Below are 26,923 nucleotides of genomic sequence, written 5' to 3'. Positions count from 1 at the left end.
TTCGTGCACTTCTCCGAGATCCAGGGCGGCGGCTTCCGCACCCTCGAGGAGAACCAGCGCGTGAGCTTCGAGGTCGGCCAGGGCCAGAAGGGCCCGCAGGCCACCGGCGTCACCGTCATCGGCTGACGTAGGTCGAACGCTCGCTGCGCGTTCCCCGGGCAAGTGCCTTCTCCGACGGTCTCGTGAGGTCGTCGTGGAAGTGCCGCCGAGAGAGGCGCATCCGAGCAGTGAAGAGGGGCCGGTCCGCAGGGACCGGCCCCTCTTCGCGTCCGTGGGCGACGTCGTCGCGTCCGGGGCCGGCCGTCGTGTCCTGCGAAAATGCTTCGGCACAACGCTGTTTCGTGCCCGTTCCGGCGATATCGCTGGCGGTGCGGGCGCCGATGTGATCTACTTGCACTCGGTCGTTAGGTAGTGTTCGTGGTTCACCCCTCGCGCATTTCTGGTCGCGAGCGGATGCGATAGCCCACACGGAATCGTTTTCTACCGTCGAGTGACAGACCCGAGCGGCGATGTGTCGCTCGACGAGTGGGGAAGCCTGGCGCTTCCCGAATCTTCTTAGGAATGAACATGGTTGAAGGTACCGTGAAGTGGTTCAACGGCGAGAAGGGCTTCGGCTTCATTGCCCCCGCCGACGGCTCCGCGGACGTCTTCGTGCACTTCTCCGAGATCCAGGGCGGCGGCTTCCGCACCCTCGAGGAGAACCAGCGCGTGAGCTTCGAGGTCGGCCAGGGCCAGAAGGGCCCGCAGGCCACCGGCGTCACCGTCATCGGCTGACACACCCGCCTCACCGGCCGGATGTCACACGAGTTCGGTTCGATCGAATACGTGTGACATTCGGTCACCGCACGCGCCGGCTCAGTCGCTCACAGCGACGGAGCCGGCGCGTTCGTATCGGCGGGCCAGCAGCTCGTGGCGCCGTCCCGCCCCCAGGCACGCGTCCCGTAGCTCCGGCGGATCCAGCACGGTGAAGTCGACGTCGAACGCCGCGAGCCAGCCCGCGATCGATCCGAGCGACGACCCGCCGAGCGCCACCGCGCAATGGTCGTCGTCGACCGGTTCGAGGGTGCCCCACTGCTCGTCGACCATGGGCGCGATCGACTCGAACGGCGCGTGCAGCAGCACCCGGGCCCGGGCCCGGACCGACCCGCGCGCGATGCCCCGGGCCACGAACTCCGCGGCCCCGCCGGGCGGCAGCCCGCGGGTGGTGAACCGCGGACCGGTGGGGATCTTCGGTTCCATCCGGTCGACGCGGAACGACCGCCAGTCCTGCCGGTGCAGATCCCACGCCACCAGATACCACCGTGCCCCGGAGCGCACCAGTCGGTACGGCTCCACCTCCCGCCGCGAGAATCCACCGTCGTGCGTGCGGTAGTCGAAGCGCAGCCGCTCGTGTGCGTGGCACACCGCGGCGACGGCGGACAGCAGGCCCGCGTCGATCGCGGACGCGGCCGGAGCCTGCTCGACGACGTCCACCCGCAGCGCCTCGAGCCGGTGCCGCAACCGCGACGGCATCACCTGCCGCAGCTTGGCCAGGGCGCGGCCCGAGGCCTCCCCGATGCCTGTCACCGAGCCGGTCGCGCCGGACTGCAGCGCGACCGCCACCGCGACGACCTCCTCGTCGTCGAGCAGCAGCGGCGGCATCTCCGCACCCGCACCGAGGCGGTACCCGCCGCCGACTCCGACGGTCGCGTCCACCGGGTAGCCGAGGTCGCGAAGCCTGTCGACGTCGCGGCGCACCGTACGGGTGGTGATCTGCAGGCGGTCGGCGAGTTCGGTGCCGGACCAGTCCCGCCGGGTCTGGAGCAGCGACAGCAGGCGCAGCAGGCGAGCGGACGTTTCGCGCATGGCCCGAGCATGCCAGCGAACGAGGACAGCCGTCGTCCGCAATCGGTCCCGCGCGGGTGCGTAAGCTGTATATCCGTGCTGTCCGTCGTTCCGAGCCCCGTCACCGTGCGGGCACCGTCCAAGGTGAATCTGCACCTCGCCGTCGGTGACCTGCGCGACGACGGATACCACGAGTTGCGCACGGTCTTCCACGCGCTGTCGCTGAGCGACGAGGTGTCCGTCGCCCGCGCCGACACGCTGAGCCTGCGGGTACGCGGCGCCGACGCCGCGGCCGTCCCCACCGACGCCGGCAACCTCGCGTGGCGGGCGGCGGCCCTGCTCGCCGAGCGCGCCGGACGCGCACCCGAGGTCGCCATCACGATCGAGAAGGGCATTCCCGTGGCGGGTGGCATGGCCGGCGGCAGCACCGATGCCGCCGCCACGCTCGTCGCCCTCGACGCACTGTGGGGGCTCGGCCTCACCCGCGACGACCTCGACGAGCTCGCCGCCGAACTGGGCAGCGACGTCCCGTTCTGCCTGCACGGCGGCACCGCCATCGGCACCGGGCGCGGCGAGCGCCTGGTGCCCGTGCTCTCCCGCGGCACGTTCCACTGGGTGCTGGCCCTCGCCAAGGGCGGCCTGTCCACCCCGGTGGTGTTCCGCGAGCTGGACCGGCTCCGTGCCGAGGGTTCCCCGCCCCGGGTCGGCGAACCCGACAGCCTGCTGCAGGCGCTCGCCGCCGGCGATCCCCACGCGCTGGCGCCGCTGCTGGGCAACGACCTGCAGGCCGCGGCCCTGTCGCTCGAGCCCGCGCTGCGGCGCACCCTGCGCGCGGGCGTGGAGGCCGGGGCCCTGGCGGGCATCGTCTCCGGGTCCGGACCCACCTGCGCGTTCCTGTGTGCCGACGCCGCCGCGGCGGTGACGGTGAGCGCCGAGCTGGCCGGGGCCGGCGTGTGCCGGACGGTGCGCGTGGCCTCCGGGCCGGTCCCGGGCGCGCGCGTCGTCGACAACTCCCACCACTGATCTCTCGGAAGGCATTGCTCCGCGTGGCGAATCTGATCAACCTCGAACAGGTCTCGAAGTCCTTCGGCATCAAGCCGCTGCTGGACTCGGTGTCCCTCGGCGTGCAGGAAGGTGAACGCATCGGCGTCGTCGGCCTCAACGGCGGCGGCAAGACCACCCTGCTCGAGGTCCTCACCGGCCTCGAGGAGCCCGACTCGGGCCGGGTCAGCCGGGTGGGCGGGCTGCGCATGGCGGTCGTCACCCAGCGCGGTGTTCTGCCGCCCGGGTCCACGGTCGGACAGGTCGTGCTCGGGCCGCTGGGTGTCGCCGAGCACGAGTGGGCCGGCGACGCCCGGATCCGCTCCGTCCTCGCGGGCATCGGCGTCGACCGCCTCGGCCTCGACGCGCTCGTCGACGGTCTCTCCGGCGGCGAGCGACGGCGCGTCGCGCTCGCGGCCGCGCTCGTGCAGGACCTCGACCTGCTCGTGCTGGACGAGCCCACCAACCACCTCGACGTCGAGGGCGTGCAGTGGCTCGCCGAGCACCTGCTCGCCCGGCGCAGCGCCCTCGTCGTCGTCACCCACGACCGGTGGTTCCTCGACACCGTCGCGACCCGCACGTGGGAGGTCGTGAACGGGCAGGTGGAGAGCTACGAGGGCGGCTACAACGACTGGATCTTCGCCCGCGCCGAGCGGGCCCGGCAGGCCGATGCGATGGAGGAACGGCGCCGCAACCTCGCGCGCAAGGAGCTGGCGTGGCTGCGGCGCGGGGCTCCGGCGCGCACCTCGAAGCCGCGCTACCGCATCGAGGCGGCGGAGTCGCTGATCGCGAACGTGCCGCCGCCGCGGGACACGGTGGCGCTGGCGTCGTTCGCCAAACGCCGCCTCGGCCGGGTGGTCATCGAGCTCGAGGACGCGACGCTGACCACCCCCGACGGCCGGGAACTGGTGCACGACCTCACGTGGCGGCTCGGCCCGGGTGAGCGGATCGGCCTGGTCGGGGTCAACGGATCCGGGAAGACGACGCTGCTGCGCACCCTCGCCGGCGAACTCGAACCGGCGGCCGGTCGTCGCATCCAGGGCAAGACCGTCGAGATCGGTTGGCTGCGACAGGAACTCGACGACCTGCCCACCGATCTGCGGGTGCTCGACGCGGTCAAGGACGTGGCTGAACGGATCACCCTGGGGGACAAGGAGATCTCCGCCGGCCAGCTCGCCGAACGACTCGGCTTCACCCCGGCGCGGCAGCGCACCCCCGTGGGCGACCTCTCCGGCGGCGAGCGTCGGCGGCTGCAGCTGACCCGGGTGCTCATGGCCGAGCCGAACGTGCTCCTGCTCGACGAGCCCACCAACGACCTGGACATCGACACCCTGCAGCAGCTCGAGGACCTGTTGGACGGCTGGGCGGGCACCATGGTGGTCATCTCCCACGACCGGTACCTGATCGAGCGGATCTGCGACTCGACGTGGGCGCTGTTCGGCGACGGCAGGCTCACCAACATCCCGGGCGGGATCGACGAGTACCTGCGCCGTCGCGCGGTGCTGGGCGACGGGGACATCCCGTCGTCGGCCTCCACCGTGGCGAAGGCACCGACTTCGGATCAGGTTGCGGCACAACCGAAGCGCGACGGCGCGGCCGAGCGTGCCGCCCGCAAGGAACTGGCACGGCTCGAGCGGAGCGTGGCGAAGCTGACCGAGCGCGAGGCGAAGTTGCACCACGACCTCGCCGACGCGGCCACCGACCCCGATCGCCTGCAGAAGCTCGACGCCGAGCTGCGCGGCGTGGTCGCGGAGAAGGAAGCCGCCGAGGAGCAGTGGATGGAGCTGGCGGGAGAACTGGAATAGGGACCGGTTACCGGACGGTCTCCGGGACGCGATAGTCGTAGATCCAGCGCTGGTTGTCTCGACGGGACGCCGCGCGCAGGATCACCGGCAGGGCCGCGTCGCGCAGCATCCGGCGGACCGGGCCCACGGACTTGTAGCTGCCGTTGCGCCTGCCCTGCTCCACGATTCGCTCGACCCGGCCGCGGCGCAGGCGCTCGTAGGCCGAGAGCGCGTCGGCGGTGCCGGGGATGTCGCGCAGGCACCGGGCGAGCACGAGGGCGTCCTCGACGGCCATGGATGCACCCTGTCCCGACGACGGCGAGGCGGCGTGCGCCGCGTCGCCGACGAGCACCATCCGGTCGGTGCGCCAGGTGGGGACGGTGGGCAGGTCGTAGGTGCTCCATCCGCGGACGATCTCCTCGGTGGCATCGATGATCCGCAGCGCGGGACCGGCGTCGTCGGCGAAGAGGGTGCGCAGTTCGTCGCGCCACCGATCCGGGGTGAGCGCAGCGAGTTCCCCGGGGGCCGGTTCGGTGCGCCGGCCCGGGTTGGCGAACCACCACACGTCACCGTCGGGGTGGGCGAGGTACCCGAAGAAGCACCGCGCGCCGAAGACGAAGTGCGCCGTGCCCGGCTCCACGTCGAGCCGCAGGCCCTTCGCGAACCCGCCGGTGTTGAGGAGGCCGAGGTAGCGGGGCTCGGGAGCGTGAGGGTCGAGGATGGTGCGCGTGCGGGAGTGCAGCCCGTCCGCCCCGATCAGCAGGTGCGCTTCGGCCGACGTGCCGTCGGTGAAGTCGGCCCGCACACCGTCGCCGCGGGGGCGGGCGCCGGCCAGGTGTTTGCCGTATTCGATTCGCACGCCACGACGCAGAGCCTCGTCGCGGAGCGCTCGATAGAGGTCGGCGCGCCGGAGGGTGCGGCTTGTCGCGCCGAACGAGGTCACGCCGCCGTTGTCGAACTCGGCCAGCAGTTTCCCGGTGCCACTGCAGATGTGCATCCGGCGGGTCTCCATGCCGAAGCCGGCAAGGTCGAGGTCGAGCAGGTGCAGCGCCTCGAGGCCGTTGGTGGCGACGGTGAGGAACGCGCCCACACCGTCCGCCATCCGGTCGTGCCCTTCGTAGACGACGGGGTGGAGTCCCGCCTGCTGTAGCGCCATCGCCGTGACCGGTCCGGCGATGCCCGCTCCGATGATCGCTACGGTGTTAGTCATACTCACACTATACATAAAATGACTATGCCGGGCAGGTGGATATGCTCCACCGATGGCCACACCGCGCAGATCGGTCCTCGCCATGGCGTTGTTGTCGATGCTCTCCGAGGAACCCATGCACGCCTACCGGATCCAGCAGCTGATCAAGGAGCGGCACAAGGACGACGTCGTCAACGTCGCGCAGCGCAACAGCGTCTATCAGACACTGGACAGGCTGCTGCGCGACGGCCTGATCGAAGTGCAGACCACCGAGCGGGCCGAGAACCGCCCCGAGCGCACCACCTACCGGCTCACCGAGCCGGGGCGCGTGATCCTGCGGCAATGGCTGACGACGATGCTCGCCGAACCGGCACGCGAATTCCCGGAGTTCCCGGCCGCTCTGGCGTTTCTGCCCAGTCTCACCCCCGACGAGGCGGCCGCAGCGTTGCGGGCGCGCGTCGCGGCGCTCGAGCGGAGCCTGGAGGCGCTGGCCGCCGGCCTGGCAGACGCGGCCGCGTTCCTGCCGCGGTTGTTCGTCGTCGAGGACGAGTACCGGCGGGCCGTGCTGGCAGCGGAACTCGGCTACGTGCGTGCGCTCGCCGACGACATCGCTGCGGGCCGTCTGCGCTGGTGAGAGCGCGGGCGACCCGCCGCGAGCCGCCTACAACCCCAGCAGCTTGCCGATGATCTCGTTCATGATCTCGGTGGTGCCGCCGCCGATGCCGAGAACGCGGGCATCGCGGAAGTGGCGTTCGACCTCGCTCTCGCGCATGCAGCCGAGGCCGCCGAACAACTGCACCGACTCCATCACCGCGTGGTCGCACGCCCGGACGGCGAAGTTCTTCGCCATCGACGTCTCGAGCAGCATCGGTTCGCCGTTCACCCAGCGTTCGGCGACGGAGCGGCAGAAGGTGTGTGCCGCAGCGATCTCGGTCGCCATCTCCGCGAGCCGGTGGCGCACCACCTGACGCCTCGACAGGGGCCTGCCGAACGTCTCGCGTGAACGGACCCACTCCACCGCCAGGTCGTAGCAGCGCTGTGCGGTGGCGACGGCCTGGAACGCGAGCGAGAGCCGCTCGCCCTGGAACTGCTGCGCGATCTGTGCGAACCCGCTGTTCTCCTCGCCGATCAGGTTCGCGACCGGCACCCGCACGTCGTCGTAGAACAGCTCGGCGGTGTCCGAGCACAGCCAGCCCATCTTGTCGAGCTTGCGCGAGACCGTGAATCCCGGTGTGCCGGTGGGCACGACGATCAGCGAGAGGCCCCCGGCTCCTGTCTCGCCCGTGCGGACGGCGGTGGTGACGAAATCGGCGCGCGTGCCGGAGGTGATGTACAGCTTGGCGCCGTTGATCACGTACTCGTCGCCGTCTCGACGGGCGGTGGTCCGGATGCCCGCGACGTCGGAACCCCCGCCCGGCTCGGTGATACCCAGCGCGCCGATCGTCCGGCCTTCGAGGGCGGGCCGGGCGAACCGCTCGATCAGATCCCGGTTCCCGGACGCGACGATGTGCGGGGTGGCGATGCCGTGGCTGAACAACGCGGAGATCAGGCCCGACGAGCCGCCCGCGAGGATGATCTCCTCGAGGATCGCGAGCATGTCGAGCGGGTTGCCGCCGGAACCGCCGTGCTCCTCGGCGACCGAGGCGCCGAGCAGCCCGGCGTCGGCCGCCTTGTGGTGCAGTTCGCGCGGGACGGCGCCCTCGCGCTCCCAGGTGTCGAGGTGCGGGAGGATCTCCTTGCGGGTGAAGTCCGCGGCGAGCCGGCGCAGCGCGGCCCGCTCGGGGGTGTCCCAGGTTTCCCTGTTCAGCGTCGTGGTCATCGTCCGCTCCAGACGGGTGTGCGCTTCTCCAAGAAGGCCAAGACGCCCTCGAGGGTGTCGGCGCTGGTGGTCAGTCGGGCCAGGGCGGCGTCGGTCGCGGCCCAGGCCCGTTCCTCGGACGGGACGATGCCGTCGACGATCCCGCGCGCGATCGTCTTGCTCGTCTGCACGGCCAGGGGTGCGCCGGCGGCGACGAGGTCGGCGAGCTCGAGCGCGGTGGTGAGGACGTCGGCCCGTGGAACGACGCGGTTGACCAGACCCCAGCGCAGCGCATCGGCCGCGGCCATCGGCTTGCCGGTGAGCACGAGTTCCAGCGCGACGGCCCGCGGGACGGCCTCGACGATCCGGAACACGCCGCCGGCGCCCGCGATGAGGCCGCGGTGGACCTCGGGCAGCCCGAACTCGGCGGTGTCGGCGGCGACGACGAGATCGCTCGCGAGGGCGAGCTCGGTACCGCCGCCGAGGGCGGTGCCGTTGACCGCCGCGACGACCGGCTTGGTGATGTGGTGCTTGACGACGCCGGCGAAGCCCCAGTGCGCGGTCTCGGGCGGGGTCACCCCACCCGGGCCGGCGGTGCCGAGCGCCTTCAGATCGGCGCCGCCGCAGAACACGCTGTCCCCGGCGCCGGTGAGGACGACGACGCGCACGTCCGGATCCTTGCCGGCGCGTTCCCACGCCTCGCCGAGGCCGGTGTGCACGTCGGCGTTGATGCTGTTGGCGGCCTCGGGCCGGTTGATGGTGACGAGCAGCGTGTGGCCGCGCTGCTCGACCAGGACGACGGGCTGGGTCATCGGGCGGTCTCCTCGGTGACGGGGTCGGTCACGGTGACGGTGAGGGCGCCACCTCGGTCCACGACGTGGACGGTGCGGCCGGCGAGGTCGGGGCCGCCGGCGAGCACCGCCGCGCCGGCGGCATCGGTGTAGCCGGCGACACGACGGCCGTCCGGGGTGGTGCCCACCAGGAACCCGATGGCCGGATGGCCGTCGCGCCCGTACTCCGCGGTGGCCGTGTGGATCTCGACCTCGCCGGTGTAGTCGGCGGCGAGCTCGGGTGCGGTGGCGGTCAGCACGTGCGGTTCGGGGTCACCGACGTACCCGCGGGTGTGCGGGGCGGCGGCGAGCACGACGGTGTGCTGGTAGGTCAGGTAGCCGCCGTTGCCGTGGACGAGCGCGATCTCGCCGTCGGTCCGCAGCCGGCGCGTGACGGCGACGAGCGAGTGCAGCGTGTAGCTGTTGAGCGGCCCGCCGAAGAACGAGTGGCCGCCGGTGACGCTCGGGACGGTCTCGCGGGGCAGTCCGAGGTGCTCGACGAGCAACTTCGGTACCACGGGGAAGCAGCTGTAGGCGTCCACGAGGTCGAGGTCGGCCGGCCGGAGATCGGTGCGTTCGAGCGTGCGGGCGAGGGCGTCGGCGAGCGCCGCGGACCGGCCGAAATCGGCGCGGGCGAGGATGTCGGCCGGTTCGGTTGCGCCCGCACCGCCCCACACGTACACCATCCGGTCCTCGGCGACGCCGAGCTCGCGGGCGGTCGCGAGGGAGGTGACGACGACGGCGGCCGCCTGGTCGACGAACGGCATCGCGTTGAGCAGCAGCGGGTACGGAGCGGTGACCATCCGGTTGCGCGGGCCGACGGTGGTGATGTCCTCGGCGGTGCGCAGGTCCGGGTTCCAGGCGGCGGGGTTGCGGCCGGCGATCTCGGAGAACGCGGCGTACAGCTGCGCGGACCAGGCCAGCGACTCGTCGCGGGAGTGACCGAGTTCGTGGCTGAGCCGGTTCTCGAACAGCGGGTAGACGCGCGTGGGTGCGATCATCCCGGCGCGCTGCATGGCGGGGCTGCCGAGGTCGTCGGGGTCGAACGCCGGCGGCCCGCCGGGGTCGGTGGTCCAGCCGAGCGTGGCCGGATCGGTGCCGGTCTTCGTCGCGGCGGTGACCGAGGCCTGGGATTCGCCGCCGACGAGGAGCGCGACGCCCGCGGCGCCGGTGGCGATCTCCTGGGCGATCCGGTCGAGCAGGGCTGCCGGCCAGTGCCCGCCGATGGGACTGGTGTGGGTGCGGACCGCGACGGCGCCGAGGCGCGCGGCGAGGAGGGCGGGCAGATCGTCGTACGCCCAGCTCACGGTCTTGACGGCGTACACGGAGTCGATGCGCCGGGCGAGTCCGTCGATGCCGGAGTCGGCGAGGGCGGCCACGGCGGCCCCGTGGATCAGGTCGAGCGGTTCGCGGGGGTCGGCGGGGGCGCCGGCGCGTCCGGAGCGCAGGTCGCCGACGCCGACGACGACGGGTACCCGGGCAGGGTCGGTCATGGCGGTCCTCGGGGGAGTGGTCCTGGGATCGGTCACCCGCACACTAATACGGACCGATTCAGTCTGTAAATAGGGTGAGGCGTCTGGCACACTGCAGACCGTGACCGAGCCGACCGTCCGTCGCCGGGGCCGACCCCGCGACGCCGACCTCGAGGACCGCGTCTACGACGCGGTGATCGAGGTCTACTCCGAGACCAGCTGGCGCGGCTTCACCATCGACGCGGTCGGCAGGCGCGCCCGGGTGGGCCGCGCGGCGCTGTACCGGCGCTGGGCCACCAAGGACGAGTTGCTCGTGCAGGCCCTCGAGGCGCGCAGCCCGCTGCCGGTGCCGATCGACACCGGGTCGTTGCGCTCGGACCTGGTCGAGCTCGTCACCCAGCTGCTGCGCGGCTACCGCACCACGCCCGGACTGGTGAGCCTGCGCGTCGCGCTCGACGCCCGTGTGCACCCGGACCTGCTGGCCAACCTGACCACCACGCTCAACCGGAGCCGCCTCGTCGCGGCCCGCACCATCGTGCTGCGGGCGGTCGAGCGCGGCGAACTGCCCCCCGCGGTCTCGGTGACCCTGTTGCTCGAGATGGTCACCGGCGCGGCACTCAGTCACGTGCTGTTCTCCCTCGCCGACCCGGGATCGGCGGCGGACGACGACGCCTATGCCCGCACGCTCGTCGAGGCCGCGATCCGGGCGCTGGTCGCGGAACGGGAACACGATCCAGGTGCCGTGACCTAACTGCAATCGAATTGCCCGGCGAGCCGCCGAAATCGATACCCTCCGAGGGGGATCCCGGCTAGCCTGGCTGACAGGTCTTACCTGTGGTGGGAGGCGCGAGAATGGATCTGCAGGCGATAGGTGAGATCGAGCGGCTGAAGTACCGCTACGCGCGGGCGCTCGACACGAAGTCGTGGATCGAACTGGCCGACACCATGGTTCCCGAGGCCACCGCCGTCTACGGCGAGCACCTGAGTTTCGAGTCGCGCGACGCGTTCCTGAACTTCCTCGAGAACACCCTCGGATCCCACGTCATCACCGAACATCACTGTGGCCATCCCGAGATCGACGTCGAGGGCGACACGGCCACGGGCATCTGGTTCCTGGCCGACACGGTGGTGGTGCCCGAGGACGGGCTGGTGATGCGCGGGTCCGCCTACTACCACGACCGCTATGTGCGCTGCCCGGACGGGCACTGGCGCATCTCCCATACCGGATACGAAAGAAACTGGGAGACGGTCACATCCGTCGCCGACATGCCCAGCTTCCGGCTCACGTCGAACCGGTGGTCGCTGCTGCAGCAGCCGCCCCGCGCGTCCTGAACACCCGAGAGGAGGGACCCCGCCCGATGACCGCGACCGACACCGAAGTCTTCCCCCGGGCGGGTGCGCTCCCGTACCTCATCGTGGCGCGCGCCCGCAGCGCCATCGACTGGTACCGGCAGGTGTTCGGTGCGACACTGGCGGCGGACCCCGTGGTGCTGGAGGACGGCCGGATCGGGCACGCCGAGCTGGTCTTTCCGACCGGAATGGTCTACCTCGCGGAGGAGTTCCCCGAGATGGGCCTGTCCGCGCCCGAGGCCGGCGCGACGTCGGTGAGTCTGATGCTGCCGGTCGCCGACACCGACGCCGTTCTCGCCAAGGCCCACGACGCCGGCGGCACCGTCGAGCGCTGGATCGCCGAGAGCCACGGTCACCGCAACGCCACGCTGCTCGATCCGTTCGGGCACCGCTGGCTGCTCATCGGCCCCCCGACCGGTCGCCGGCAGGACGGCACCGCCGGTACCGGACGGTAGGCCGCGGTGCGCCGAGTTCGACACGCGCGCCGCCGGGCTCACACGATCGGCCGTCGGGGGAGCGGCCCGGTAGGCTCCGCCCCGTGACCGACACCTTCATCCGCACCCGCGTCGCCAACGGCATCGGCGAGGTGGTGCTCGACCGGCCGGTGGCGCTCAACGCCCTCGACTCGTCGATGATCCGCGACATGTACGAGGCCCTGCTGGCATGGCGCGACGACCCCGAGATCACCGCGGTGCTGGTCACCAGTGCATCCGACCGGGCGTTCTGCGCGGGCGGCGACATCAAGCCGGTGCGGGACGCCGCCGTGACCGGCGACACCGCCGCGGTGCGGGACTACTTCGCGAACGAGTACCGGCTCGACGAACTGGTCGCCACCTACCCCAAGCCGTACCTCGCGCTCCTCGACGGCGTCACGATGGGCGGCGGGCTGGGCATCTCGGTACACGGCGCGGTGCGCGTCGTGACGGAGAAGGCGATGCTGGCGATGCCGGAGACGGCGATCGGCTTCATCCCCGACGTCGGCGCCAGCCACTTCCTGCCGCGGCTGCGCGGCACCACCGCCCGCTGCGACGCGGTCGGACTGTATCTGGCGTTGACCGGCGCCCGCGCCGACGCGGGCGACGCCATCGCCGTCGGCCTGGCCACCCACTTCGTTCCCAGTCACCGGGTCGAAGCCCTCGCCGACCGGATCCGCGAGGGACACTGGCAGCTCGCGCTCGACGAGTTCGCCGAGGCGGCCCCGGCATCGGCGATCGCCGACCGGTACGCCGACATCGACGCGGTGTTCGGCGACGGCACCGTCGCCGACGCCGTCGAACGACTCTCCGGCGACCACGACCTCGACGAGCAGTGGGCCGTCACCACCCGCGCGGCGCTGGGCGCGGCGTCCCCGACGAGCCTCTGGGCCACCGCGGAGCTGCTGCGTCGCGGCGCCGAGAGCACCCTGGGCGAGTGCTTCGCACGGGAACTCGAGGTCGCGGTGCGGATCACCGCCGAGCCGGACTTCGCCGAGGGGGTGCGCGCGGTGCTGGTCGACAAGGACCGCAACCCGTCGTGGTCGCCGCGGGGGATCGGCGAGGTGGACCCTGCCGTCGTCGCGGGGCTGTTCCGGGAGTAGGCGCGCTCGGCGAGACGATGCATCCGCGCACGAAATCGTCAGCCGCACAGGTTGTTTCGTTCGCGTCTGACCGGCGGGTGCGCGGATGCGGGCCTCAGCGGGCGGTGCGCTGCGGCGCGAGGAGGTCGACGACGATCTCCTGGCCGCCCAGCACGGCGCGGATCTCCGGGTTCTCGAACCCGCCCGCGACGAGGTACTCGCCGAGCAGGGTGAGCAGTTCGTCGGTGCCGATCGTCGGGTCGGAGGCGGGGGGACGCTGCGCGCGGGCGGCGAGCTCGGTGTGCGCCAGTCGCGCCGCGATCCGCACGGATGCCACTCCCATCGAGTTGCGGCGCGACGCGGCGGTCGGCGTGCTGTCCGCGGCGACGCCGTTCGTGCCGGCGACGATCTCGTCGAAGCTCGGCAGCGAGAGCGGATCGCTGCCGTTGCCACCGGCCTCGTCGGCGACGTCGTGGTCCGCCGCGTGGCTTCCCACCGAGTGCGGGGCGGACGAGCCGTTACCGGTCAGGGTGCCCGGCAGGGGATAGACGAAGGTACCCGCCCGCTTGGGACCCGGCGACTCGTCCGGCGGGTCGGAACGGTCGCGCAGCGGCGTGCCGTCGGTCGGTGCGGCCGAGTCGTCGTCCATGAACGCTCCTGAGATCCGCGAGCTCGGTCGGCTCGACGGCACAGCAAACTACCAGTAACACCAGCCCCATGCACCACGGGCGTCCCTAATCGGCGGCGGCCACCAGCGGCTCGAGGGTGAGCTCGGGCAGTTCCTTCCGGATGTACTGCAGCCGCCACTTGTCGCTCACCAGTGCCAGCAGCACCCCGTCGGAGCGGGTGAAGACCTCGACGCCGCGCTGCCGGTTCAGCTCGTCCACCGAGGCCGCGTCGGTACGGCGGGCCAGTGCGTAGCCGAGCGGTTCCATCCGCGGCTCGACGTTGTACTCGGCCTTCATCCGGGCCGCCACCACCTCGAACTGCATGGGACCGACGGCCGCCATCACCGGGGACGCGTCGCCGCGGATGTCGTTGCGCAGGATCTGCACCACGCCCTCGGAGTCGAGTTGATCGACGGCCTTGCGGAACTGCTTGTACTTCGAGGCGCTCTCGGCGCGCAGGATCGAGAAGTGCTCGGGCGCGAACGACGGGATCGGCGGGAACTCCACCTTCCTGTCCACGTACAGGGTGTGCCCGGGGGCGAGGGCCGTGGCGTTGACCAGGCCGACCACGTCGCCGGGGTAGGCGTTCTCCACCGTGGACCGTTCCCGGCCGAACACCGTCAGCGCGTACTTGGTGGCGAACGGCTTGCCCGTCTGCGCGTGCGTGACGACCATGCCGCGCTCGAACACCCCGGACACCACCCGCATGAACGCCAGGCGGTCGCGGTGCGCGGTGTCCATGCCCGCCTGCACCTTGAACACCACGGCGCTGAACGGGTCGTCCACGTTGCGGGAGTTGCCGTTCACGTCGAGCCGGGCGCGCGGTGGCGGCGCCAGCGCGACGAGGGTGTCGAGGATCTGCCGGACGCCGAAGTTGAGCATCGCCGACGCGAAGATCACCGGCGACGTCTGCCCGGCCAGGAACAGCTCCTGGTCGTGGTCCTGCCCGCTGGCCGACAGCAGTTCCGACTCCTCGGCCGCCTCGACCCACGCCTCGCCCTCACGGTCCTCGGCCTCGCCGGGGGAGAGCCGGTCCTCGGGGGCGATCTTCGCGCCGCCGGCGGTGCGGGTGAACTTGACGTACTCGACGGGTGCGCCGTCCTCGCCGCGGCGCAGCAGGCCGCGGAAGTCGCCGGCGATGCCGACGGGCCAGAACAGGGGGGTGGGGGTCAGGCCGATGCGCTCGTCGATCTCGTCGAGCAGTTCCAGCGGGGTCCGGCCGGGCCGGTCCCACTTGTTGATCACAGTGATGACGGGGATGCCCCGGTGGCGGCACACCTGGAACAGCTTGAGCGTCTGCGGCTCGAGGCCCTTGGCGGCGTCGATGAGCATCACCGCCGCGTCCACGGCGGTGAGCACCCGGTAGGTGTCCTCGGAGAAGTCGGAGTGGCCCGGGGTGTCGACGAGGTTGATCACATTGACGACGTCGTCGCCGGACTCCTCGGAGCGGTAGTTGAACTGCAGCGCCGTGGAGCTGACGGAGATGCCGCGGGCCTTCTCCATCTCCATCCAGTCGGACACGGTGGACTTGCGCCCGGCCTTGCCGTGCACCGCACCGGCCTCCGCGATGACCTTCGCATGCAGGGCCAGCGCCTCGGTCAGCGTGGACTTGCCGGCGTCCGGGTGGGAGATCACTGCGAAGGTGCGGCGGCGACCCGCTTCCGCGAGCACTTCCTTCGACGACACGGCGGTATTGCCGGCGTCGTTGCCGGTGGAGACGGGCGGGGTAGTCAACGCGGGGGAACCTCTCGAAGCGGATGTGCGGCTCGTGGATGCGCGCGCGGGCGGCTCGCACATCGCAGACAACTCGTCCATGTTACTCGGCGATTGAATGTCGATTTCCGTCAGATTCGGTCACATTCGCCGAAGAGACTCCCCCTCGGCGCGGATCGGGGGCACCCTGGGCGTGGTCGTATCCGGCGTAAGGAGTGGTTTCGTGAGCAGATTCACCGACGAGATGTACGAGACCGCGGCTCGCTCGCCGCATGCTCTGGTCACCGGCGAGCCGGACGCCCCGCTGCGGCAGACGTGGGGTCGGATCCACGAGCAGGCCCGGCGCATGGCCGGTGCCCTCGCCGCGGCCGGCATCGGCCACGGTGACGCCGTCGGCATCCTCGCCGGGAATCCGGTGGACATCGCACCCGCCTGCCAGGCGGCGTGGATGCGCGGTGCCTCGGTGACGATGCTGCACCAGCCCACCCCGCGCACCGACCTGGCACTGTGGGCCCGCGACACCGAGGTCGTCATCGGCATGATCGGCGCCCGCACCGTGGTGCTCGGCGACCCCTTCGAGATCGCCGCGCCGCTGCTCGCCGAGCGGGGGATCCCCGTCGTCACGATCGCCGAGATGGACACCGGCGCGCCCGTCGACCCGCTGCCCACCGACGAACAGGACATCGCGCTGCAGCAGCTGACCTCCGGGTCCACGGGATCCCCGAAGGCCGTGCAGATCACGCACGAGAACTTCTACGTCAACGCGTACGCGATGATCGAGCGGATCAAGTTCTCCCTCGACGACGACGTGATGGTCAGCTGGCTGCCGCTGTTCCACGACATGGGGATGGTCGGGTTCCTCAGCGTGCCCATGCAGGTCGGTGCCGAGGTCGTCTCCGTGACCCCGCTCGACTTCCTGCGGTCCCCGCTGCTGTGGGCCGAGCTGATGAGCAAGTACCGCGGAACCGTAACGGCCGCACCGAACTTCGCGTACTCACTGCTGGCGCGCAAACTTGCGCAGGCGCCCGACGGTGCGGTCGACCTGTCGTCGGTGCGGTGGATGTGGAACGGTGCCGAGCCGGTCGACCCGGACACCATGGAGGCCCTCGCCGCCGCCGGTGCCCGGTTCGGCCTCGACCCCGCCGCGCTCGCACCGGTCTACGGCATGGCCGAGACCACCCTCGCGGTCTCGGTGCCGGATCCCGGACGCGGGCAGATCCTCGATCTCGTCGACCCCGACCTGCTCGAGGCCGGCGGGATGGCGGTGCCGTCGAGCCGGTCCAACGCCCGTCGCCTGCCCACCCTCGGCCACCTCGTGCCCGGCCTCGAGGGCCGGGTCGTCGGCCAGGACGGGGAGGTGCTGCCGCCCCGCGGCGTCGGCATCATCCAGTTGCGCGGCAGGGCGGTCACCCACGGCTACCTCACCGTCGACGGTCCGGTGCCCGCGCAGGACTCGCAGGGCTGGTTCGACACCGGCGACGTCGGCTACTTCACCGAGGACGGCCTGGTCGTGGTGTGCGGACGCGTCAAGGACGTCATCATCATGGGCGGGCGCAACGTCTATCCCACCGACATCGAACGGGCCGCGTGCAGTGTCGACGGCGTGCGCCCCGGCAACGCCGTCGCGATCCGCCTCGACGCCGGCGACAAACGCGAGTCGTTCGCGGTCGCCGTCGAGACCAACCGGATCGACGATCCGGAGGAGGTACGCCGCATCGAACACGACGTCGTGCACGCCGTCGTCGCGGAGGTAGGGGTGCGGCCGCGCACCGTCGCGGTGCTCGGGCCGGGCAGCATCCCGAAGACGTCGTCGGGCAAGCTGCGCCGCGGCAGCTCCGTCCACCTGCTGGGCGGCTGACGCCCGCGCTCAGTGCAGCCTGTTCTGCGCCTCTTCCAGGCCGACCCGCAGCAACAGCTCCACCGCGTCCGCGGCCTGCTCCCGGATCAGGTCGAGTTCCTTGCGTTCGGTCGCGGAGAACGGCTTGAGCACGTAGTCGGCCGGGTCCATGCGGCCCGGCGGGCGGCCGATCCCGATGCGGGTGCGCAGATAGTGCTTGGTGCCGAGGGCACTCGAGATCGACCGCAGCCCGTTGTGGCCGTTCTCGCCGCCGCCGAGCTTGAGCCGGATCGTGCCGAAGTCCAGGTCCAGCTCGTCGTGGAGGACGACGACGTCGGCGGGCTCGACGGAGAAGAACCGCGCGAGTCCCGCGACCGGGCCGCCCGAGAGGTTCATGTAGGTGCGGGGCTTGGCGAGGACCACCTGCCGGCCGTCGAGGCGGGCCTGCACGATGTCGGCGTTGCTGCGCTTGTGCGCGCTGAACTTCCCGCCGACGCGGGCGGCGAGCGTGTCGGCCACCATGCAGCCGACGTTGTGGCGGGTCTTCTCGTACTGCGAGCCGGGATTGCCCAGCCCGACGACGAGGGCGGTGCCGTCGCTCACTTGGCGGTGTCCTTCCGTTGCGGCGGGTGTTGCTACGACGGCGGCGCGTCATCCCGTGGGATGACGCGCCGCTCGTCACGTCACGCGGAGCCGGTGGGGGCTCAGGCCTCCTCGGCCTCGGCAGCCTCACCCTCCGCGGTCTCGCCCTCCATCGCGGCGGCGGTCGGTGCGGCGACCACGTTCACCAGCAGCAGTTCCGGGTCGCCCTGCAGGGTCGCACCGGCGGGCAGCTGCACGTCGTTCGCGAGGATCTGGGTACCGGCCTCGACACCCTCGATGGACACCTCGACCTGCTCGGGCAGGTTCAGGGCGTCGGCCTCGAGCTGGACGGTGCTGACCTCGTTGACGACCAGGGTGCCGGAGGCGGCCTCACCGGTGACCACGAGCGGGACCTCGACGGTGACCTTCTCGCCCTTCTTCACGACGAGCAGATCGGCGTGCTCGATGTAGTTGCGGATCGGGTGCACGACGATCGACTTGGTCAGCGCCAGCTCCTCGGCGCCGTCGACCTCGAGGGTCAGCAGGGCGTTGGTGCCGTGGGCGCGCAGCACGGCCGCCAACTCGCGGGCCGGGAGGGCGAGGTGCTTGGGGTCCGTGCCGTGGCCGTACAGGACGGCGGGGACCTGACCGTCGCGGCGGGCGCGGCGGGCGGCACCCTTGCCGAACTCGGTACGGACGGCGGCTACGAGACGGTTTTCGTCGGACATGCTGAAAGGCTCCTACGCATATGGCTCGAACTGGGGCGGTCTTCCCGGCGAGGGGCGACGCGCGCGGCCAGGAGCGTAAACACGCTCGAGCGGAGCCGCAGCCGCGTCGATCACGGTGAGCCAGCGATTTCGCGGTTCACCCTCGCCGAGACAACTCGAACGACTCTACCGGATCCGCCCGAGCCAGTCGAACGCCGCCCCTGCGCTCAGCCGCCGGCGGCGGTGGTGCCCGCCCGCCGGCCGAAGAAGCTGCCGTCGCCCAGGGAGATGCCGCTGCAGTATCCCCACGCCGACAGTCCGGCCGCCGCCCGTCCCGCCGCGAACAGCCCCGGGATCGGCGCGCCGTCGACGTGCAGCACCTCCGAGTCCAGGCTCGTGCGCAGGCCGCCGAGCGTGAACCCGCCGGTCATGCCGCGCAGGTCGATCGCCGCGACGGGCGAGCCGATCGGCTTCACCCATTCGCGCTTCTTGCCCAGCAGCGGGTCCTCGCCCCGTGCGGCGTGCCGGTTGTACAGCTGCACCGTGGACTGCAGCGCCTGCTCGGGCAGACCCATCTCGGCCTCGAGTTCGGCGACGGTCCCGCACACCCATTTCGGCTGATGCCGCAGCTGCTCCGACGACGTCGGGGCGGCGATCCCCGCCTCGTACGACTCCTCGTCGATGACGAGGAACGCCTCGTTGTCGTTCTTCAGCAGGGTCAGCTGACCGATGCGGCCCGGGTAGGTGTCCTCGGGCACGTATCGCTGGCCGCGCCCGTTGACGAGAATTCCGCGCGCGATCAGCTGAGGATCACAGAAGAACGCCACCTCGGTCGCGTTCATGTGCGCGAGGTCTGCACCGAGGGCTTGCGCCATCCGGATCGCCCGGCCGTCGTGCTCCTCGATCGACGCGGCGGGACGGCCCACCAGGTGCGGCGCGTACGCCCGCACCATGTCGTCGTTGTAGGCGAAGCTGCCCGTGGCGAGAACGACCCCACGGCGCGCCCGGATCGCCAGGTCGGTGCCGTACCGCTTGGCCAGCACCCCGACCACCCGTCCGGACGCATCGGTGACGAGGGTCCGCACCCGCACGTCGTACTCGGCACGGACCCCGAGCGCGGCGGCCTTCTCGGCGAGCGGCTTCATGAGCATGTAGCCGCCGCCCTGCTCGCCGGTGCGCTTGTTGCTCATCTGCGGCACGTGACCGCGCGGCGCGGGCCGGGCGACGGTGTGGAACGGCGCCGCATTCTCCCCGCCGGTGTACTGCAGGCCCGCGTCGGTGGGTGGCTCCCACCCGGGCTCGCCCCAGAACTCGTGCTTGAACGGCACCCCGCACCCGACGAGCCAGTCGAAGTGCGCGACGGAGCCCTCGCAGTACGCGGCGATCTTCTCCTCGTCCACGCCCGGTCCGAGTGCCGCGGTCAGGAACGCGCGCATGTCGTCCACCGAGTCCTCGAACCCGCAGGCCTGCTGCACGGCCGTGCCGCCGCCGAGGTAGACGAACCCGCCGGCGAGGGCGGCCGCGCCGCCCCACCCGCCGGTGCGCTCCAGCACCAGCACGTCGGCTCCGGCGTCGGCGGCGCCGACGGCCGCGCAGACACCGGCGATGCCGTATCCGGCGATCACGACGTCGGCCTCGAGATCCCAGGCGGGGATCCGGTCGACGGGAACAGGACGGACGGGACTGGTCTCGGTCATCGCGATCCTCTCGAAGTGGTGCGGGGATTCGCACACCTTGACCGCGCGACCTGGAGGAGCGGTACCGGCTGTCCCGGTTGCCGGGACGGTCAGGAGCGGGTGAGCGACCGCACGGCTGCCAGGAACCGGTCCACGTCGGCGGGGGAGACGAAGTAGTGCGGGGAGGCCCGCACCACCGACTCGAGCCGCCGCGCCGACATCTCGAGCAGCGTCGAGCCGCGCCCGCTGACCGTGACCGTGATCGCCTCGGCGGCCAGCGTCTCCCGCAGGTGCGCCGGATCCCAGCCGTCGACGGTGAACGAGACGATGCCGCTGTGCTCCTTGCCGAGGTCGCGCACGGCCACGCCGGGGATCCGGCCCAGCCCGTCGCGCAGGTGCTCGGCCCGGTAGGCGACCGCCTCGGTCACCGCATCGACACCGAGGTCGAGCAGGTAGTCGACGGCGGCCCCGAGCCCGAGGCGGGCGGCGACGTTCGTCTCCCACAGCTCGAACCGCGTCGCGTCGTCGGCGAGCCGGTACTCGTCCGGGGCCGTCCACTGCGCGCTGTGCAGGTCGAGCACGGCCGGTTCGAGCTCGGTGATCAGCCGGGGGCGGACGTAGAGGAAGCCCGTGCCGCGCGGCCCGCGCAGCCACTTGCGACCGGTCGCGGAGAGGGCGTCGACGTCGAACTCGGGCACGCTCACCGGCAGCTGGCCGACGGACTGGCACGCGTCGAGCAGTACCAGCGCGCCGACCTCGTGCGCGGCGTCGGCCACCTCCCGCACCGGGTTGACGAGTCCGCCGTTGGTCGGGGCGTGCACGACGGACACCAGCTTGACCCGCTCGTCGAGGGTGCGGGTGAGGGCGTCGACGTCGATCCGGCCGAGGGCGTCGGTGGGCATCGTCTCCACCGTGGCGCCCGTCGCGCGGGCGCGCTGCAGCGCGGAGACGGCGTTGCTGGCGTATTCGGAGCGGGTGAGCAGGATCCGGTCGCCCGCACCGAGCGGCACCGAGTAGAAGAAGCTCGCCCACGCCCGGGTGGCGCTCTCGACCAGCGCGATCGACGACGCCTCCGCGCCGATCAGTCGCGCGATCGAGGTCTTCACCGCGGCGAGGTCGCCGGCGCGTTCGGCGGCGGCGACGTACCCGCCGACCTCGGCCTCGCGCCGCAGGTGCGCGACGGTCGTCTCCAGCACCGCGGTGGGCGGCAGCGACGAGCCCGCGCTGTCGAGGAAGACCCGGTCGAAGCAGCCGGGGGTGTCCCGACGGGCGCGCTGCAGGTCGAGCATCGAGGACGTACCTCCCGTTCATGTCTGCGTGCTTGGAATGTATACGTGAGCGAATCGAAATCCCTGCAACGCCGGCTCGGCACCGGCGACGCCGTCGCCATCGGACTCGGCGCGATGATCGGGGCGGGGGTGTTCTCGGCGTTCGCGCCGGCCGCCGCCGCGGCCGGCGCGGGCCTGCTCGTCGGCTTGGCCCTCGCCGCGGTCGTGGCGTACTGCAACGCCACGTCGTCGGCGCAGCTCGCCGCGCAGTACCCGACGTCCGGCGGCACCTACGTCTACGGCCGGGAACGGCTCGGACCGTGGTGGGGCTTCGTGGCGGGCTGGGGCTTCGTGATCGGCAAGACCGCCAGTTGCGCGGCGATGGCCTTGACCTTCGCCGCCTACGCCGTGCCGGAACCGTGGCGGCGGCCGGTCGCCGTCGCCGCGGTCCTCGCCCTGACCGCCGTGAACTACCGGGGCATCACCCGCACGGCCCGGCTCGCGCGCGTCATCGTGGCGCTGGTGCTCGTCGCCCTCACCGTGGCGGTGACGGCGAGCTGGGCCGGGCCCGGGGCGCAGCCCGCCGATCCGTTCGGCCCCGTCGGCGGCGGCGCGTACGGGGTGCTGCAGGCGGCCGGTCTGCTGTTCTTCGCCTTCGCGGGCTACGCGCGGATCGCCACTCTCGGTGAGGAGGTGCGCGAGCCGCGCCGGACCATCCCGCGCGCGATCGTCGGCGCCCTCGGATTCGTGGTGCTGCTCTACGCCGTCGTCGGGGTGACCCTGCTCGCGTGCCTCGGGCCGGACCGGGTGGCGTCGAGCAGTGCGCCGCTGCTCGACGCGGTCCGGGCGGGCGGCTGGGCGTGGGCGGCGCCCGTCGTGGTGGCCGGGGCCGCGCTCGCGTCGCTGGGCGCCTTGCTCGCCCTCGTGACGGGCGTCGGCCGCACCGCACTCGCGATGGCGCGGCAGGGCGATCTGCCGCGGCCGCTGGCGGCGGTGCATCCGCGATTCGCGGTGCCGCACCGGGCCGAACTCGCCGTCGCCGCGGTGGTGTGCCTGCTCGTCGCGACCGTCGATCTGCGCGGAGTGATCGGATTCTCATCCTTCGGGGTGCTCGTGTACTACCTCGTCGCGAACCTGTCCGCCTTCACCCAGCGGGACGAGCACCGTCGCTACCCCCGATTCCTGCAGGTGATCGGTGCCGTCGGGTGCGTCGTGCTGACGCTGACGCTGCCGCCGGCCGCCGTCGGGGCCGGCGCCGCCGTGCTGGCGGTCGGTGTCCTCGCACGGGCGACGCGCCGGGCCGTGCCGTGAGCGTTCACCCGCATCCTGTCGCCGGTTGACGTTAGGCTCGTCCGTGAGCTGGCCCACAGGCGAGGGAGGGGCGGACCGAGTGGTGATCACAGTCGACACGGCGGTGCCGCGCGCGGACGCCGGCATCGCCTCACGAACCGCCGCCGAACTGCATGTGCGGAGGGTGAGTTTCCGCTTCGGGCCGCCGCGGCTGATCGGCGTGGAACTGGAATGGCTCACCGCCCGGGCCGACGGCACGAGCGCCCGTCCGGAGCTACAGGCGATCCTCGAGGCCCTCGGTCCGCACGCCCCCCGGCAGCTGGCTCCCGGCTCCTCGGCGCGGCCGTTGCCGTCGGGCAGCGCCGTGACCCTCGAGCCCGGCGGGCAGGTCGAACTGTCCAGCGTGCCGTGTGGCTCGGCGCGGCAGGTCTGCGACCGTCTGACCGCCGATGCGCGCATGCTCCGCGCGTTGCTGGCGCGCCGGTCGGTGGACATGATCGACGCGGCCGCCGACGAACTGCGCCCACCGCAGCGGCTGCTGCGCACCCCCCGCTACAGCGCGATGGAGCTGCGGTTCGACCGGATCGGGCCGCTGGGCCGGTTGATGATGAACAGCACCGCCGCCACTCAGGTGAGCGTCGACGCCGGCGCCGACGACGACGAGCTGGCCCGCCGGTGGCGGGTGCTGCACGCCGTCGGACCGGCGCTGGTGGCCGCGTTCGCGTGTTCCCCCTCGCTGCGCGGTGCCCCGGACGGAACCTGGGCGTCGCAGCGGATGCGGACCTGGCTGGCGCTGGACGTCGACCGCACCACGCCCGTCCCCGATCCGGCGCACTATCCGGCCTGGGCGCTCGACGCGCCGCTGCTGTGCGTGCGCGCGTCCGACGGGGACTGGCATGCGCCGCCGGGCGCGTCGTTCGCGGACTGGCTCCGCGGCGATCTGGACGACGAGATCGGGCGCCGGCCCACCGTTGCCGACCTGGACTACCACCTGACCACCCTGTTCCCGCCGGTGCGTCCCGCCGGCCATCTCGAGGTCCGGTACATCGACGCCCAGCCGGGTGCCCTCTGGCAGGTCCCGGTCGCCGCGGTCGAGGCGCTGCTCACCTCGCCGGCCGTGATGGACGAGGCCCTGGCCGTCGCCGCACCCGTCGTGGACCGCTGGCAGGAGGCCGCCGAGTTCGGTCTCGCGGACCTCGAGATCCGGGCCGCGGCGGTCGGACTGCTCGCCCTCGCCGCGGAGGCGTCGCCGGACATGCGGTTCACCACGGTGCTGGACGCGGCGGCGGCGCGGTGCTGCCGCGGTCGCACCCCGGAGGTCCAGGACCGGTGAGCGGTCTGCGTACCCGGCTCGGCCGGGATCTCGCCCGCGCGCGGGCACGGGTCCTCGCGCTGACAGACATCGACGACGCGGAGCTCACGGCCCAGCATTCCCCGCTGATGAGCCCCCTCGTGTGGGATCTCGCGCACATCGCCAACCAGGAGGAACGCTGGCTGCTCCGGGCGGCCGGCGGTCAGGACGGTGTGCGCCCGGATGTCGACGACCTCTACGACGCCTTCCGGCATCCCCGCGCGGACCGTCCGGCGCTGCCGCTGCTCGGGCCGGCGGAGGCGCGCGGCTACGCGGCGGAGGTCCGCGCGCGGGCGGCGGACGTGCTGGCGCAGTGCGAATTCGACACCGACCTCACCCGCGACGGATTCGTCTTCGCGATGAGTGTCCAGCACGAGGTACAGCACGCGGAGACGATGCTGGCCACGCACCAGTTGCGGGCGGGATCGCCCGTGCTCGGCGCCCCGCCGTCGCCGCGGCGCGCCGAGTCGCCGGCCGCGGACGAGGTGCTGATCCCGGGCGGCGAGTTCGAGATGGGGACCTCGACCGATCCGTGGGCGCTGGACAACGAGCGCGCCGCGCACCGGGTGTACGTGCCGGCGTTCGCGATCGACACGGTGCCGGTCACCAACGGGCGCTACCTCGAGTTCCTGGCCGACGGCGGCTACGCCCGCCGGGAACTGTGGAGCCCGGAGGGATGGGTGCACCGCGAGCAGGCGGGTCTCGAGGCCCCCCAGTTCTGGACTCGCGACGACTCGGGCGCGTGGTGGCGCCGCCGGTTCGGGGCGGTGGTGCCGCTCGATCCCGACGAGCCCGTCGTGCACGTGTGCTTCCACGAGGCCGAGGCGTTCGCCCGCTGGGCCGGGCGCCGGCTGCCCAGCGAGGCCGAATGGGAGAAGGCCGCCCGCTGGGACCCGCTGACCGGCGCGAGCCGGCGCTACCCGTGGGGCGACGAGGAACCGACCGAGGCCCACGCCAACCTCGGCCAGCGGCACCTCGAGCCGGCCGTCGCCGGCGCCTATCCGGCGGGTGCGTCGCGCCTCGGCGTGCACCAGCTGATCGGCGACGTGTGGGAATGGACGGCCTCGGGGTTCGAGCCGTACCCCGGGTTCACCGCCTTCCCGTACCGGGAGTACTCGGCGGTGTTCTTCGGCGGCGACTTCCGGGTGCTGCGCGGCGGCTCGTTCGGCACCGACCCCGCGGCCTGCCGCGGCACCTTCCGCAACTGGGACCTGCCGATCCGCCGGCAGATCTTCGCCGGCTTCCGCTGCGCGCGGGACGTGCCGGATGTGTAGACACCTGGGATATCTCGGGCCGGTCCGCTCGGTGAGTTCCCTGGTGACCGAGGGACCCCGGTCGCTGATGCGCCAGTCGTGGGCGCCGAAGGACATGCGCGGCGGCGGCACCATCAACGCCGACGGGTTCGGGGTGGCCTGGTGGGGTGCCGACGGCTTCGGCCGCTACCGGAACCCCGCTCCGATCTGGTCCGACTCCTTTGTCGCCGAAGGCCTTTCGCACATCAGCGCCGGGGCCGTCATGGCGTCGCTGCGCTCGGCGACGGAGGGCATGCCCGTCGAGCGCTCGGCCTGCGCCCCGTTCACCCGCGACGGCTGGGCGTTCAGCCTCAACGGGCTGGTCCGCGGATGGCCCGGTTCGCTCGTCTCGCTGGCCCAGCGCCTGCCGGTGGCCGAACTGCTGCAGCTCGAGTCGCCCACCGACGCGGCCGCGCTGTGGCTGCTGCTGTACTCGCGGCTGCGTTCCTCGCGGCCCGAGCAGGCGCTGATGCGGCTCGTGCACGACGTGCTCGCGGTCGCCCCGGGTTCGCGCCTGAACCTGTTGCTGGGCAACGGTTCCGGATTGTGGGCGACAGCCTGGTACCACTCGCTGTGGACCCTCGTCGACGAGGACGTCGCCGTGGTGTCCTCGGAACCGTACGACGACGATCCGCGCTGGCGTCAGGTGCCGGACCGGCACCTGGTCAGCGCCCGACCGGGACACCTCATCGTGTCCCCCATGGAGGTGGCCGTTTCATGACGGTGGACGTGTACCTGACCCCGGAGCAGCTCGACGAGTCGCTGCGGGCCGACGCGCGCCGCGGGCTGACGTCGTCGCCGAAGTGGCTCTCGCCGACCTGGCTCTACGACGCGCGCGGCGGCGAGCTGTTCGACCGGATCACCCGCCTGCCGGAGTACTACCCCACGCGCACCGAACGGGCTCTGCTGCAGAAGCATTCACCGGAACTGGCCGACGAGGCCCGTCCCGAGATGCTGGTCGAGCTCGGGTCGGGCTCCTCCGAGAAGACGGAGATCCTGCTCGATGCGCTGCGACCCTACATCCATACGTACGTACCGCAGGACGTGTCGGAGGCCGCCCTGCAGCCCGCGGTGACCCGGCTCTCGGCCGAGTACCCGGACCTGACGGTGCGGGGCGTCGTCGGAGACTTCACCGGCTCGCTTGCGCACCTGCCCGGCGGCGGACGCCGCATGATCGCGTTCCTCGGCGGCACGATCGGCAACCTGGCGCCCGCCGAGCGCGCCGCGTTCCTCACCGATCTCGCCGCCGTGCTCGAGCCGGGGGAGTGGCTGCTGCTCGGCATCGGCCTCGTCACCGATCCGGACGTGCTCGTGCCGGCCTACGACGACGCGGCCGGGGTCACCGCGGAATTCGACCGCAACGTGCTCAACGTGCTCAACAACCGGCTCGGTGCGGACTTCGAACCCGGGAAGTTCCGGCACGTCGCCGTGTGGGACCCGATCAACGAGTGGATCGAGATGCGGCTCGAGGCCACCGAGCCCATGACCGTCCGAATTCCCGGGCTGGATCTCGAGATCTCCTTCGCGGCGGGCGAGCAGCTGCGCACCGAGATCTCCGCCAAGTTCCGTCTCGACGGGATGGGCCGTGAACTGACCGACGCCGGGTTCGTCGTCCGGCGCGAGTGGATCGATCCCGACGGGAGGTTCGCGCTGATCGGCGCGAGCCGCGGCTGAGTCGCGCACCGGCGGTCCGGCC

General features: G+C 72.1%; 26 protein-coding genes. 15 read left to right on the top strand and 11 right to left on the bottom strand.

Going from position 1 to position 26,923, the window contains the following annotated elements; genetic code table 11:
- Positions 1-126 (top strand): cold shock domain-containing protein (locus tag G6038_RS07655; protein ID WP_165037101.1); only part of this gene is annotated, 126 nt, incomplete at its 5' end.
- A 441-nt stretch (positions 127-567) separates the two neighbouring features.
- Positions 568-774 carry a cold-shock protein gene (locus G6038_RS07650; protein ID WP_003937833.1) on the top strand — a complete coding sequence of 69 codons (207 nt, stop codon included), beginning with the start codon at positions 568-570 and terminating at the stop codon, positions 772-774.
- An 81-nt stretch (positions 775-855) separates the two neighbouring features.
- Here G6038_RS07650 and G6038_RS07645 read toward each other — a convergent pair whose 3' ends face one another.
- Positions 856-1,845 (bottom strand): YafY family protein, encoded by a 990-nt coding sequence (locus G6038_RS07645; RefSeq protein ID WP_165037100.1) that lies wholly within the window; start codon positions 1,843-1,845, stop codon positions 856-858.
- 75 nt (positions 1,846-1,920) lie between these two features.
- Here G6038_RS07645 and G6038_RS07640 point away from each other — a divergent pair, with 75 nt between their 5' ends.
- Together G6038_RS07640 and G6038_RS07635 are read left to right on the top strand one after the other, a co-directional pair.
- The gene (locus G6038_RS07640) at positions 1,921-2,847 is read left to right on the top strand and encodes a 4-(cytidine 5'-diphospho)-2-C-methyl-D-erythritol kinase (RefSeq protein ID WP_165037099.1); all 927 of its coding nucleotides are present in this window, start codon (positions 1,921-1,923) and stop codon (positions 2,845-2,847) included.
- 23 nt (positions 2,848-2,870) lie between these two features.
- Positions 2,871-4,670: an ABC-F family ATP-binding cassette domain-containing protein gene (locus G6038_RS07635; protein WP_165037098.1), complete on the top strand. Its 1,800-nt coding sequence runs from the start codon at positions 2,871-2,873 to the stop codon at positions 4,668-4,670.
- Between the two features lie 7 nt (positions 4,671-4,677).
- On the opposite strand, the gene G6038_RS07630 is transcribed toward G6038_RS07635, so the two are convergent.
- Complete coding sequence (locus G6038_RS07630) at positions 4,678-5,859, bottom strand: NAD(P)/FAD-dependent oxidoreductase (RefSeq protein WP_165037097.1); 1,182 nt, start codon at positions 5,857-5,859, stop codon at positions 4,678-4,680.
- Positions 5,860-5,911: 52 nt separating this feature from the next.
- On the opposite strand from G6038_RS07630, the gene G6038_RS07625 reads away from it, so the two are divergent.
- The gene (locus G6038_RS07625) at positions 5,912-6,472 is read left to right on the top strand and encodes a PadR family transcriptional regulator (protein ID WP_165037096.1); all 561 of its coding nucleotides are present in this window, start codon (positions 5,912-5,914) and stop codon (positions 6,470-6,472) included.
- 27 nt (positions 6,473-6,499) lie between these two features.
- On the opposite strand, the gene G6038_RS07620 is transcribed toward G6038_RS07625, so the two are convergent.
- The 3 genes from G6038_RS07620 to G6038_RS07610 are packed head-to-tail and all read right to left on the bottom strand — an operon-like array spanning position 6,500 to position 9,959.
- Positions 6,500-7,657, bottom strand: coding sequence for an acyl-CoA dehydrogenase family protein (locus G6038_RS07620; protein WP_165037095.1), 1,158 nt, complete (start codon positions 7,655-7,657; stop codon positions 6,500-6,502).
- Positions 7,654-8,448: an enoyl-CoA hydratase-related protein gene (locus G6038_RS07615; RefSeq protein WP_165037094.1), complete on the bottom strand. Its 795-nt coding sequence runs from the start codon at positions 8,446-8,448 to the stop codon at positions 7,654-7,656. The genes G6038_RS07620 and G6038_RS07615 overlap by 4 nt, the downstream gene beginning before the upstream one ends.
- Positions 8,445-9,959: an acetyl-CoA acetyltransferase gene (locus G6038_RS07610; protein WP_165037093.1), complete on the bottom strand. Its 1,515-nt coding sequence runs from the start codon at positions 9,957-9,959 to the stop codon at positions 8,445-8,447. The genes G6038_RS07615 and G6038_RS07610 overlap by 4 nt, the downstream gene beginning before the upstream one ends.
- Positions 9,960-10,059: 100 nt before the next feature.
- Between G6038_RS07610 and G6038_RS07605 the strand changes: the two genes are divergently transcribed.
- The 4 genes from G6038_RS07605 to G6038_RS07590 all read left to right on the top strand — a co-directional run bounded on the left by G6038_RS07605 (position 10,060) and on the right by G6038_RS07590 (position 12,864).
- Positions 10,060-10,689, top strand: coding sequence for a TetR/AcrR family transcriptional regulator (locus G6038_RS07605; RefSeq protein ID WP_165037092.1), 630 nt, complete (start codon positions 10,060-10,062; stop codon positions 10,687-10,689).
- A 101-nt stretch (positions 10,690-10,790) separates the two neighbouring features.
- The gene (locus G6038_RS07600) at positions 10,791-11,270 is read left to right on the top strand and encodes a nuclear transport factor 2 family protein (protein WP_165037091.1); all 480 of its coding nucleotides are present in this window, start codon (positions 10,791-10,793) and stop codon (positions 11,268-11,270) included.
- A gap of 26 nt (positions 11,271-11,296) precedes the next feature.
- Positions 11,297-11,743: a VOC family protein gene (locus G6038_RS07595; protein ID WP_165037090.1), complete on the top strand. Its 447-nt coding sequence runs from the start codon at positions 11,297-11,299 to the stop codon at positions 11,741-11,743.
- An 83-nt stretch (positions 11,744-11,826) separates the two neighbouring features.
- A complete protein-coding gene (locus G6038_RS07590; RefSeq protein ID WP_165037089.1) occupies positions 11,827-12,864 on the top strand; it encodes an enoyl-CoA hydratase/isomerase family protein in 1,038 nt (345 codons plus the stop codon).
- 94 nt (positions 12,865-12,958) lie between these two features.
- Here the strand turns inward: G6038_RS07590 and G6038_RS07585 are convergent, their stop codons facing one another.
- Together G6038_RS07585 and G6038_RS07580 are read right to left on the bottom strand one after the other, a co-directional pair.
- Complete coding sequence (locus G6038_RS07585) at positions 12,959-13,492, bottom strand: hypothetical protein (protein ID WP_165037088.1); 534 nt, start codon at positions 13,490-13,492, stop codon at positions 12,959-12,961.
- 85 nt (positions 13,493-13,577) lie between these two features.
- Positions 13,578-15,245 (bottom strand): peptide chain release factor 3, encoded by a 1,668-nt coding sequence (locus tag G6038_RS07580; protein ID WP_165037087.1) that lies wholly within the window; start codon positions 15,243-15,245, stop codon positions 13,578-13,580.
- Between the two features lie 202 nt (positions 15,246-15,447).
- Here G6038_RS07580 and G6038_RS07575 point away from each other — a divergent pair, with 202 nt between their 5' ends.
- A complete protein-coding gene (locus G6038_RS07575; RefSeq protein WP_165037086.1) occupies positions 15,448-17,082 on the top strand; it encodes a fatty acyl-AMP ligase in 1,635 nt (544 codons plus the stop codon).
- A gap of 9 nt (positions 17,083-17,091) precedes the next feature.
- Here the strand turns inward: G6038_RS07575 and pth are convergent, their stop codons facing one another.
- The 4 genes from pth to G6038_RS07555 all read right to left on the bottom strand — a co-directional run bounded on the left by pth (position 17,092) and on the right by G6038_RS07555 (position 21,315).
- Complete coding sequence (gene pth, locus G6038_RS07570; RefSeq protein WP_165037085.1) at positions 17,092-17,664, bottom strand: aminoacyl-tRNA hydrolase; 573 nt, start codon at positions 17,662-17,664, stop codon at positions 17,092-17,094.
- A gap of 101 nt (positions 17,665-17,765) precedes the next feature.
- Positions 17,766-18,371 (bottom strand): 50S ribosomal protein L25/general stress protein Ctc, encoded by a 606-nt coding sequence (locus tag G6038_RS07565; protein WP_165037084.1) that lies wholly within the window; start codon positions 18,369-18,371, stop codon positions 17,766-17,768.
- A gap of 206 nt (positions 18,372-18,577) precedes the next feature.
- On the bottom strand, positions 18,578-20,047 hold the full coding sequence (locus G6038_RS07560; RefSeq protein WP_165037083.1) for an FAD-dependent oxidoreductase: 1,470 nt from the start codon (positions 20,045-20,047) through the stop codon (positions 18,578-18,580).
- An 89-nt stretch (positions 20,048-20,136) separates the two neighbouring features.
- On the bottom strand, positions 20,137-21,315 hold the full coding sequence (locus tag G6038_RS07555) for an aminotransferase class V-fold PLP-dependent enzyme (protein ID WP_165037082.1): 1,179 nt from the start codon (positions 21,313-21,315) through the stop codon (positions 20,137-20,139).
- Between the two features lie 45 nt (positions 21,316-21,360).
- On the opposite strand from G6038_RS07555, the gene G6038_RS07550 reads away from it, so the two are divergent.
- The 5 genes from G6038_RS07550 to egtD all read left to right on the top strand — a co-directional run bounded on the left by G6038_RS07550 (position 21,361) and on the right by egtD (position 26,901).
- Positions 21,361-22,605, top strand: a complete 1,245-nt coding sequence (locus G6038_RS07550) for an APC family permease (protein ID WP_165037081.1) — start codon at positions 21,361-21,363, stop codon at positions 22,603-22,605.
- A gap of 79 nt (positions 22,606-22,684) precedes the next feature.
- Positions 22,685-23,917: an ergothioneine biosynthesis glutamate--cysteine ligase EgtA gene (egtA, locus tag G6038_RS07545; RefSeq protein WP_165037080.1), complete on the top strand. Its 1,233-nt coding sequence runs from the start codon at positions 22,685-22,687 to the stop codon at positions 23,915-23,917.
- On the top strand, positions 23,914-25,209 hold the full coding sequence (egtB, locus tag G6038_RS07540; protein ID WP_165037079.1) for an ergothioneine biosynthesis protein EgtB: 1,296 nt from the start codon (positions 23,914-23,916) through the stop codon (positions 25,207-25,209). The genes egtA and egtB overlap by 4 nt, the downstream gene beginning before the upstream one ends.
- The gene (gene egtC, locus G6038_RS07535; protein WP_165037078.1) at positions 25,202-25,948 is read left to right on the top strand and encodes an ergothioneine biosynthesis protein EgtC; all 747 of its coding nucleotides are present in this window, start codon (positions 25,202-25,204) and stop codon (positions 25,946-25,948) included. The genes egtB and egtC overlap by 8 nt, the downstream gene beginning before the upstream one ends.
- Complete coding sequence (gene egtD, locus G6038_RS07530) at positions 25,945-26,901, top strand: L-histidine N(alpha)-methyltransferase (protein WP_165037077.1); 957 nt, start codon at positions 25,945-25,947, stop codon at positions 26,899-26,901. Before egtC ends, egtD begins: the two co-directional genes overlap by 4 nt.
- The last annotated feature ends 22 nt before the right edge of the window (positions 26,902-26,923 follow it).

Source organism: Rhodococcus sp. 14C212, assembly GCF_011058195.1.
In the GTDB taxonomy this organism is placed as follows: Bacteria; Actinomycetota; Actinomycetes; order Mycobacteriales; family Mycobacteriaceae; genus Rhodococcus; species Rhodococcus aetherivorans.
This window is presented reverse-complemented; position numbering and strand designations above follow the sequence as displayed.

Coding starts and splice junctions, on each gene's coding strand:
- G6038_RS07600 (WP_165037091.1), top strand. CDS start 10,791: ATGGATCTGCAGGCGATAGGTGAGATCGAGCGGCTGAAGTACCGCTAC.
- egtD (WP_165037077.1), top strand. CDS start 25,945: ATGACGGTGGACGTGTACCTGACCCCGGAGCAGCTCGACGAGTCGCTG.
- G6038_RS07620 (WP_165037095.1), bottom strand. CDS start 7,657: ATGACCACGACGCTGAACAGGGAAACCTGGGACACCCCCGAGCGGGCC.
- G6038_RS07585 (WP_165037088.1), bottom strand. CDS start 13,492: ATGGACGACGACTCGGCCGCACCGACCGACGGCACGCCGCTGCGCGAC.
- G6038_RS07555 (WP_165037082.1), bottom strand. CDS start 21,315: ATGCTCGACCTGCAGCGCGCCCGTCGGGACACCCCCGGCTGCTTCGAC.
- G6038_RS07645 (WP_165037100.1), bottom strand. CDS start 1,845: ATGCGCGAAACGTCCGCTCGCCTGCTGCGCCTGCTGTCGCTGCTCCAG.
- G6038_RS07610 (WP_165037093.1), bottom strand. CDS start 9,959: ATGACCGACCCTGCCCGGGTACCCGTCGTCGTCGGCGTCGGCGACCTG.
- G6038_RS07615 (WP_165037094.1), bottom strand. CDS start 8,448: ATGACCCAGCCCGTCGTCCTGGTCGAGCAGCGCGGCCACACGCTGCTC.
- G6038_RS07595 (WP_165037090.1), top strand. CDS start 11,297: ATGACCGCGACCGACACCGAAGTCTTCCCCCGGGCGGGTGCGCTCCCG.
- G6038_RS07565 (WP_165037084.1), bottom strand. CDS start 18,371: ATGTCCGACGAAAACCGTCTCGTAGCCGCCGTCCGTACCGAGTTCGGC.
- G6038_RS07650 (WP_003937833.1), top strand. CDS start 568: ATGGTTGAAGGTACCGTGAAGTGGTTCAACGGCGAGAAGGGCTTCGGC.
- G6038_RS07560 (WP_165037083.1), bottom strand. CDS start 20,047: ATGACCGAGACCAGTCCCGTCCGTCCTGTTCCCGTCGACCGGATCCCC.
- G6038_RS07625 (WP_165037096.1), top strand. CDS start 5,912: ATGGCCACACCGCGCAGATCGGTCCTCGCCATGGCGTTGTTGTCGATG.
- G6038_RS07630 (WP_165037097.1), bottom strand. CDS start 5,859: ATGACTAACACCGTAGCGATCATCGGAGCGGGCATCGCCGGACCGGTC.
- egtC (WP_165037078.1), top strand. CDS start 25,202: ATGTGTAGACACCTGGGATATCTCGGGCCGGTCCGCTCGGTGAGTTCC.